The sequence below is a fragment of the Streptomyces sp. NPDC047022 genome, assembly GCF_040644155.1.
Classification (GTDB): domain Bacteria; phylum Actinomycetota; class Actinomycetes; order Streptomycetales; family Streptomycetaceae; genus Streptomyces.
In genome coordinates this window covers 329,987-338,073 of sequence record NZ_JBEYVV010000003.1, presented here as the reverse complement: position 1 = coordinate 338,073, position 8,087 = coordinate 329,987, and the positions used below count along the sequence as shown (strand labels likewise).

At 71.4% G+C, this 8,087-nt stretch carries 9 protein-coding genes; 4 read left to right on the top strand and 5 right to left on the bottom strand.

Translation table 11 applies throughout. The annotated features are described in order from the left end of the window. A partial coding sequence (locus ABZ845_RS06635; RefSeq protein ID WP_360973712.1) for a hypothetical protein occupies positions 1 to 358 on the bottom strand: 358 nt, incomplete at its 3' end. Between the two features lie 27 nt (positions 359 to 385). On the opposite strand from ABZ845_RS06635, the gene ABZ845_RS06630 reads away from it, so the two are divergent. From ABZ845_RS06630 to ABZ845_RS06620, 3 genes are all read left to right on the top strand, one after another. Then, positions 386 to 1,927 (top strand): trypsin-like peptidase domain-containing protein, encoded by a 1,542-nt coding sequence (locus ABZ845_RS06630; RefSeq protein ID WP_360973706.1) that lies wholly within the window; start codon positions 386 to 388, stop codon positions 1,925 to 1,927. Positions 1,928 to 2,133: 206 nt separating this feature from the next. Continuing rightward, complete coding sequence (locus ABZ845_RS06625) at positions 2,134 to 2,577, top strand: sec-independent translocase (protein ID WP_360973670.1); 444 nt, start codon at positions 2,134 to 2,136, stop codon at positions 2,575 to 2,577. 233 nt (positions 2,578 to 2,810) lie between these two features. Beyond that, positions 2,811 to 3,467, top strand: coding sequence for a hypothetical protein (locus ABZ845_RS06620; RefSeq protein WP_360973668.1), 657 nt, complete (start codon positions 2,811 to 2,813; stop codon positions 3,465 to 3,467). 87 nt (positions 3,468 to 3,554) lie between these two features. Here the strand turns inward: ABZ845_RS06620 and ABZ845_RS06615 are convergent, their stop codons facing one another. The 3 genes from ABZ845_RS06615 to ABZ845_RS06605 are packed head-to-tail and all read right to left on the bottom strand — an operon-like array spanning position 3,555 to position 6,587. Next, entirely contained in the window at positions 3,555 to 4,688 is a 1,134-nt protein-coding gene (locus ABZ845_RS06615; protein WP_360973666.1) for an Mrp/NBP35 family ATP-binding protein, read from the bottom strand. Between the two features lie 44 nt (positions 4,689 to 4,732). Further along, positions 4,733 to 5,314, bottom strand: coding sequence for a DUF1003 domain-containing protein (locus ABZ845_RS06610; protein WP_360973664.1), 582 nt, complete (start codon positions 5,312 to 5,314; stop codon positions 4,733 to 4,735). Next, entirely contained in the window at positions 5,304 to 6,587 is a 1,284-nt protein-coding gene (locus ABZ845_RS06605) for a CBS domain-containing protein (protein ID WP_360973662.1), read from the bottom strand. The genes ABZ845_RS06610 and ABZ845_RS06605 overlap by 11 nt, the downstream gene beginning before the upstream one ends. Before the next feature lie 205 nt (positions 6,588 to 6,792). Between ABZ845_RS06605 and ABZ845_RS06600 the strand changes: the two genes are divergently transcribed. After that, entirely contained in the window at positions 6,793 to 7,548 is a 756-nt protein-coding gene (locus tag ABZ845_RS06600) for a hypothetical protein (protein WP_360973660.1), read from the top strand. 23 nt (positions 7,549 to 7,571) lie between these two features. Here ABZ845_RS06600 and ABZ845_RS06595 read toward each other — a convergent pair whose 3' ends face one another. Beyond that, a complete protein-coding gene (locus tag ABZ845_RS06595; RefSeq protein WP_360973658.1) occupies positions 7,572 to 8,081 on the bottom strand; it encodes a hypothetical protein in 510 nt (169 codons plus the stop codon). Positions 8,082 to 8,087: the final 6 nt, after the last annotated feature.

Here is an 8,087-nt window from a genome sequence, read left to right as displayed (position 1 = left end):
ACCGGCCGAACCGGCCGAACCGGCCGAACCGGCCGAACCGGCCGAACCGGCCGAACCGGCCGAACCGGCCGAACCGGCCGAACCGGCCGAACCGGCCGAACCGGCCGAACCGGCCGAACCGGCCGAACCGGCTGAACCGGCCGAACCGGCCGAACCAGCTGAACCGGCTGAACCGGCTGAACCGGCCGAACCGGCCGAACCGGCCGAACCGGCCGAGTCCGTACAGGCCGGCCCGGTCGGTCGCGTCGATGCGGAGCCGGTGGGTTCCGCGAGCACTGGCCCGGCCGCCGGCCCAGATGGCTCCGGGGGCACCGAGCCGGTCGTTTCCGGCCGCCCTCACCCCGGTGCCGACGGTCACGCGGCCCCCGCCGACCGCCCCAGGCCGCTGCACGATCCCGACGCCTACGGCACCCCGCCGTACGGCCAGCCCGGACCCTGGGCCCCCGCCCCACCCGTTCAGCGCCCGGCGATGACGACGCCCGCGGCGGGCACGGCACTCCCGTCGCACGGGCCGCACGACCCGTCTGCTCCCGCGGCACCTGTGCCACCGCATGATGCGATGGCCCCCGTTACGGCACCGGTCCCCGGTACGGTGCCCGCGCCCGGTCCTACACCTGCGCCACCGGCCGGTGCACAGGTCCCCGGAACGGTTCCCGTGCCCCCAGGGGACGCCCCGCCCGCGACCGGCACGGCGCTCCCCGCGCCCGAGCCCGTCGCCGCCGTCCCGCCGGGGACCGCCCCGCGTATCAGCGGCCCCTGGCAGAACTACGACCCCTGGGCAGCCCGGGGGCCCTTCCAGCGAAACGGTGCCCCGGTGGCCGGCCAGGAGCGGCGGCGCATGCGGTCCCGGAGGGCGCTGGTGCTCGGGGCCGCGCTGATCGCGCTGCTCGCCGGCGGGGCCGGCGGTGTCGTCGGCGCCCTGCTGGAGCGCGACGCAGGGGCAGGAAACGTTCAGTTGCCGCAGGCGGGGGCGGAGCCCGCGCGGCGCTCCCCGAACAGCATCGCCGGGATCGCCGCCCACGCGCTGCCCGGCGTCGTGACCCTGCACGTCAAGGGCGCCGACGGGCAGGGCACCGGCACCGGGTTCGTGCTCGACGGGCAGGGACACATCCTCACCAACAACCATGTCGTCGAAGCGGCGGGACCCGACGGCCGGATCACCGCGGCCTTCGGCAGTGGTGAGACTGCGACGGCCACCGTGGTGGGCCGGGACACCGGATACGACCTCGCGGTCGTCAAGGTGAGCGGCGTCCACGGCCTGAACCCCCTGCCCCTCGGAAACTCCGACAACGTCCAGGTCGGCGACCCGGTAGTGGCCATCGGCGCACCCTTCGACCTCGCCGGCACCGTCACCTCGGGGATCATCAGCGCCAAGGAGCGCCCCGTCACGGCGGGCGGCGAGAAGGGCGACGGGAGTGATGTGTCGTACGTCGACGCCCTTCAGACCGACGCCCCGATCAACCCCGGCAACTCCGGCGGCCCGCTCCTCGACGCGCGTGGCCGGGTCGTGGGCATCAACTCGGCCATCCGCTCCGCGGACGGCGGCTCCGGCGAAGGCGCCGAGCCGGGTTCCATCGGGCTCGGCTTCGCCATCCCGGTCAACCAGGCCAAGCGTGTGGCCGAGGAGCTGATCAACACCGGCAGGGCCACCCATCCGGTCATAGGTATCACCCTGGACATGAACTACTCCGGAGACGGCGCCCGTGTCGGCGCCAAGGGTTCCGTCGCGGGCGGCCCCGGGGACAAGGCAGGGATCAGGCCCGGGGACGTCGTCACCGCGATCGACGGCGTGCGCGTCCACTCGGGGCAGGAACTGATCGTCAGGACACGCGCCCACCGCCCCGGCGACCGGCTGCGGCTGCGTGTCGTCCGTGGCGGTGCGCAGCGGACGATCACACTGGTCCTCGGGTCCGCGGGCGGCGACTGACATCGACGGCAAAGGCACGGGAACAAAACCCGTCCCGTAAGGCAAACAACCCGGAAAACCCGTCCGGTACACGCCGATGGAGCGCCGGGACAGTACCAGTCCGACCAATACGCCGGGTACCGTTGAACCGGCCCGGACCACGGAAGACCCGCACCGACCACTGAGGGCCGAGGGCTGAGGGCCGAGGACATCGCAAGGAGCTTCAGGTGTTCAATGACATAGGACCGCTCGAGCTGGTCACGATCGTCGTCATCGCCGTGCTCGTCTTCGGTCCGGACAAGCTCCCGAAGGTGATCCAGGACGTCTCGCGGACCATCCGCAAGATCCGTGAGTTCTCCGAGAGCGCCAAGAACGACATCCGCACCGAGCTGGGTCCCGAGTTCAAGGACTTCGAGTTCGAGGACCTCAACCCCAAGACGTTCCTGCGCAAGCAGCTGGACGGCGACGACCTGGGGCTGAAGGAGATCCGCAACGGTTTCGACCTGCGCAAGGAGATGGCCGAGGTCACGGACGCGGTGAACAGCCGAGACGTCGAATCCCCGGGCTCGGCGTCCTCCTCGCACCCGTCCTCCGGCTCCGTCGACATGACGAAGAAGCCCGAGAAGGCCGACCCGGAGGAGCGCCCGCCCTTCGACGCGGATGCCACCTGAGGCCGTACGCGGACGTCCGCCGGCACGGCACGATGTGACGCAGACCATACGCCGATCGGCGTGAGCACGGCCACATTGCGACCTGAAGAGGGTGTTCAGAGCCTGGCGTTTTCCGGCAGTTCGCAGCGCTGTGGCTATGCTGCCCAGTTGTTGTGCGGACCGTTTTCGGAGCACGGACGCCCGTGGGGGGCGGGCCGGTCGGGTCCGACGAGAGCGAGGAGGCGTCCGGGCATATGGAGACGACGAGTCGGGTGGGCGCACAGGCGCCGGTCGCGGAGGGTGGATCACAGCTCCCCTTCGCCCGGCGAACGGCCGACGGTTACCTCCGGGCGACCTTCCCGTGGTACGGCCTCGACGAGGCGTTCACGGGTCCGCGCTGGCTGATGCAGGTGGGCACGGCGGCCGACGGGACCGTGGAGCACGGCGCGATCGGGCACGGCGAGGAGCCCTCCGTGCGCAGCGAGGCCACCGAGGACAAGGAGCGCTTCGCGGTGGTGGTCACCGTCGCCGCCAATCCCGTACGGCACAGCCCGGACGGCACCGGCGTGCTGGAGGCCACGTCCGTATCCTCCGCGGCCTGGCTCGCGGGTGTGGGCCTGCTGTCGTTCACCTGGCCGGGCCAGCTCGACCACGGTCTGCGGGACAACTGGCTCGACCAGCAGACCGAGACGGCGTGGGTCCTCGCGGACGACCTGAACGGGTCCTCCTGGTCCACCCTGTCCCTGCCCGTGGACGGCGTCCCGACGCCCTTCCACTACCGCGAGTCCGAGTTCGGCTGGGTCCTGGCCGGATCCACGGAGGCGGGCGTCCATGTGGGCGCGTACGGCAGAGGCATGAGCGCGTACGGGCTGGGTTTCGCCGCGATCGCCGACATCTCGGCCTACGCGTAGCCATCCAGGCATGGATACGCCGATGGGGCGCCGTCCTGTCAGTGGACGGCGCCCCATCGGCGTACGGAACCGGTTGCCTCGACGGCGTCAGAACTTGTTCCTCGGCGTGATCCCCAGCGACATGCCCGACAGGCCCCGCTGACGCCCGCCCAGCTTGCCCGCGATCGAGCGCAGGGCCGAGCCCGCCGGGGACTCGGGGTCGGTCAGGACCACGGGCTTGCCCTCGTCGCCGCCCTCCCGCAGACGGACATCGATCGGGATGGAGCCGAGCACCGGAACCGTGGCGCCGGTCGTGCGGGTGAGGCCGTCGGCCACCGTCTGACCGCCGCCCGTGCCGAACACGTCCACCATCTCGCCGCAGTGCGGGCAGGGCAGCCCCGACATGTTCTCGACCACGCCGACGATCTTCTGGTGGGTCTGCACGGCGATGGAACCCGCGCGCTCCGCGACCTCGGCGGCGGCCTGCTGCGGGGTGGTGACCACCAGGATCTCCGCGTTCGGCACCAGCTGGGCCACCGAGATCGCGATGTCGCCCGTACCCGGGGGGAGGTCGAGCAGCAGGACGTCCAGATCGCCCCAGAAGACATCGGCGAGGAACTGCTGGAGCGCCCGGTGCAGCATCGGGCCACGCCAGACGACGGGCGCGTTGCCCGGGGTGAACATGCCGATCGAGATCACCTTCACGCCGTTCGCCTGCGGCGGCATGATCATGTTCTCGACCTGGGTGGGACGGCCGTCGGCGCCCAGCATGCGCGGCACGCTGTGGCCGTAGATGTCGGCGTCCACGACTCCGACCTTCAGGCCGTCGGCCGCCATCGCCGCCGCCAGGTTCACCGTCACCGAGGACTTGCCGACACCGCCCTTGCCGGACGCCACCGCGTACACACGGGTCAGCGAACCGGGCTTGGCGAAGGGGATCTCACGCTCGGCCTGGCCGCCGCGCAGCGCGGTCGCCAGCTCGCGGCGCTGCTCGTCGCTCATCACATCGAGGCTGACGTCCACACCGGTGACGCCCTCGACGCGGGAGACCGCCTCCGTGACCCGCTGCGTGATCGTGTCGCGCATCGGGCAGCCGGAGACCGTCAGGAACACGGTGACCGCGACCGCTCCGTCCGCGCCGATCTCCACCGATTTGACCATCCCCAGCTCGGTGATGGGCCGCTGGATCTCGGGGTCGTTCACCGTCGCCAGTGCTTCGCGCACCGCGTCTTCCGTAACCATAAGGACGATGGTACGGCGCCCGGCGGGGCCTCGGGAAAGCCCCGTCAGCGGTCGTCTACGTCACGTCCAACTGCCCGTTCCGCCGGGAATACGGCCTGTCCGTCGGAGCGCCGCCCGCCGTCGAGATCTTTCGCGAGGTCCTGGAGTTCGGAGCGGATCCAGTCGCGGGTGGCGACCTCGCCGAGTCCGGTGCGCAGCGCGGCCACCTCGCGGGTCAGGTACTCCGTGTCCGCGATCGACCGCTCGTTCTGCTTGCGGTCCTGTTCGAGATTGACCCGGTCGCGGTCGTCCTGGCGGTTCTGCGCCAGCAGGATCAGCGGGGCCGCGTAGGAGGCCTGGAGGGACAGCATCAGGGTCAGGAAGATGAAGGGGTACGGATCGAAGCGCAGGAAGTGCGGGGCGGCGATGTTCCACACCAGCCAGATGATGATGACGACCGTCATCCAGACGATGAACCGTCCGGTGCCCAGGAACCGCGCGATCCGCTCCGACAGACGCCCGAACGCCTCCGGGTCCCACTCGGGCAGCACCTTGGTACGGCGCGGCTGCGGCTGGTCGAGGCGGACACGGTGCGGACGGGTGGCGGCGGTCGCGCCGGAGGGCATCCTCTCGCGCTCAGGAGCCATGCGCGGCCCCCTCGTCCTCCTCCAGGTGGAACTCCGTCTCGCGCCAGTCGTCCGGCAGCATGTGGTCCAGTACGTCGTCCACGGTCACCACGCCGAGCAGTGAGCCGGACTCGTCCACGACCGGTGCCGAGACCATGTCGTAGGTCGCGAAGAACCCCGCCACCAGGGGCAGCGGTGCGTCCGGGGACAGTGGCTGCAGGTCGTCGTCCAGGATGGAGCTGACCAGCGTGTACGGGGGATCGCGCAACAGCCGCTGGAAGTGCACGGTCCCCAGGTACTTGCCCGTCGGGGTCTCGTCCGGGGGGCGGCAGACATAGACCTGGGCGGCGAGCGCGGGGGACAGGTCCGGGTTGCGGACCCGGGCGAGCGCGTCGGCGATGGTGTCGTCGGGCCGCAGCACGATCGGCTCGGTGGTCATCAGACCGCCCGCGGTCTTCTCCTCGTACGCCATCAGCCGGCGCATGTCGGCCGCGTCGTCCGGCTTCATCAGGCTCAGCAGCCGCTCCTGCTCGTCCTCGGGCAGCTCCGCGAGCAGGTCGGCGGCGTCGTCCGGGTCCATCGCCTCCAGGACGTCGGCTGCGCGCTCCTCCTGGAGCTTGCCGAGGATCTCGATCTGGTCGTCCTCAGGCAGCTGTTCGAGAACGTCGGCGAGGCGGTCGTCGTCGAGGGCGGCGGCCACCTCCGCGCGGCGCTTGGCGGACAGATGGTGCAGGACGTTGGCGAGGTCGGCGGGGCGCAGCTGTTCGAAGGTGGCGAGCAGGCTCTCCGCGCCCTGTCCCTGCTCCTCCAGGGAGAACCCGGTGACGGAGGACCACTCCACCGTGAGGGTCTCGCCCTTGGCCCGCCGGAACGCCCCGCCCTTCCCCTTGCGTACGAAGACCTTGTCGACCTCCCATTCGCGGCGCGCCGGAAGCTGCTGCACGGAAAGGTCCAGGACGGTGACCTCCTCGCCGTCCTCGACCAGCTTCACGCGGCGGTCCAGCAGTTCCCCGAAGACCAGCCGCTCGGTGGGCCGCTGCTCGAAGCGGCGCACGTTCAGCACACCGGTCGTGATGACCTGGCCGGACTCGATGCCGGTCACCCGGGTCATGGGCAGGAAGATACGGCGGCGCGTGGTCAGTTCCACGACCAGGCCGAGCAGACGCGGAGGGCGCCGCCCCACGCGCAGCATGACGACGACGTCGCGTACGCGACCCACCTGGTCGCCGTTCGGATCGAAGACGGCGACGGCGGCCAGGTGCGAGACGAAGATACGAGGGGCGCTTGCCGCCATGCCCGCGCCTCCTGTTCCAGTCCTGTCTAAGCCGTTTTGTCCGCTCGCGTGGGCTTCAGGCTAGCCCGTCCCGGTGCGCTACGCCCTGGCGAGAGGCGCGCACGGACCAGCTCCGGAGGCGTTCCGTCCCCCCCGGTACGCTGCCGTCTGCCGTTGAGGACTTCACCGACTTCGGCAGACTTCCGCAGGAGAGGCAGCGCCACCCGTGACTGAGATTCCCCAGCCCCGTACCCGCAGGTCCGCGCTGGTGGCCGCGATGTGCGCGCTGGTCGTCGCGGGGACCGGGCTCGTGGGGTGCGGCAGCGACGACCCAGATGCCGGGACGAACGGGGTGGGGAAGCTGCCGGTCGAACAGATCCAGAGCCGGACGCGTGCGGCGGCGAAGTCGGCGCCCGCGGTGCGGCTGGCCGGGACGGTCGTGAGCAACGGCGGCACGTTCAAGCTGGACATGCGCCTGAAGGGCGACGGCGGCACCGGATCGGTCACCTCGAAGAACGGCGCCTTCGGACTGCTGAGGGTGGGTGAGCACCTCTTCCTGAAGGCCGACGCCGAGTTCTGGAACCGGCAGGCCGGCGGGAAGGGAGGCGGGGGCTCGGAAGCCGCGGCGAACAAGCTGGACGGCAAGTACGTGAAGGTGCCGACGTCCGACCCGGCCTACAAGCGCTTCAGCGGGTTCACCGACAAGGACCTCCTGCTGGACGGGCTCCTGAGCCTGCACGGCGCCCTGACGACGGACGGCCACCATGAGCAGAACGGCGTCAGGACCATCCGGATCACCGGGGACAAGGGCTCCGGCGGCACACTGGACGTCTCCCTGGAGGGGCAGCCCTACCCGCTGCGCCTGGTCCGCGCGGGCAACGCGGGAACGCTGACCCTGTCGGAGTGGGGGAAGGACTTCACGCTGGCGCTGCCGCCGCAGGAGGAGACGGTGGACTACGGCCGGCAGCTGCCGTCGTCCTGACGGCTCAGCCAGGACGACGGGGGCTACCGGCGCTTGCGCCGCAGCAGCCGCGGCAGCGCCGCCGGCATCGGCAGGCGTGTCGTGGCCGGGGTCGAGGGCGGCGGGGCCGCGAGCGAGCCGTCCGGCAGAGGCAGCGTCGTCCCGCGCGGCTCCAGCCGCAGCACCCGGCACTCCCGGCGCCAGCGCTGCGGCATCTCCTCGCCGTCACCGGCGTTCAGCCGCTTGCCCTTGAGTTCGGCGACCGCGCCCTCCCACTCGGGCGAACCCGGTGCCAGCTCCACGACCGTCGCGGGCCAGGTGACGATCCGGCCGCCCTTGTCCTTGCTGCGGACCGTGACGACGGCCTCCCCGCCGTCGGCCAGACCGGTCAGCGGCTGCTCGCCCGGGCCGTCGCCCAGCACGCAGGCAGCGCCCTCGTGCCACACGTGCCACAGCGGACGCGCGGGAGCGGCCCCCGCGCCCTGGACCCAGATCAGCCCGGACTTCTTCGTGGCCTCCTCTACGAGGGCCACCTCGAGCAGCTCGCTAGTCATACGCCC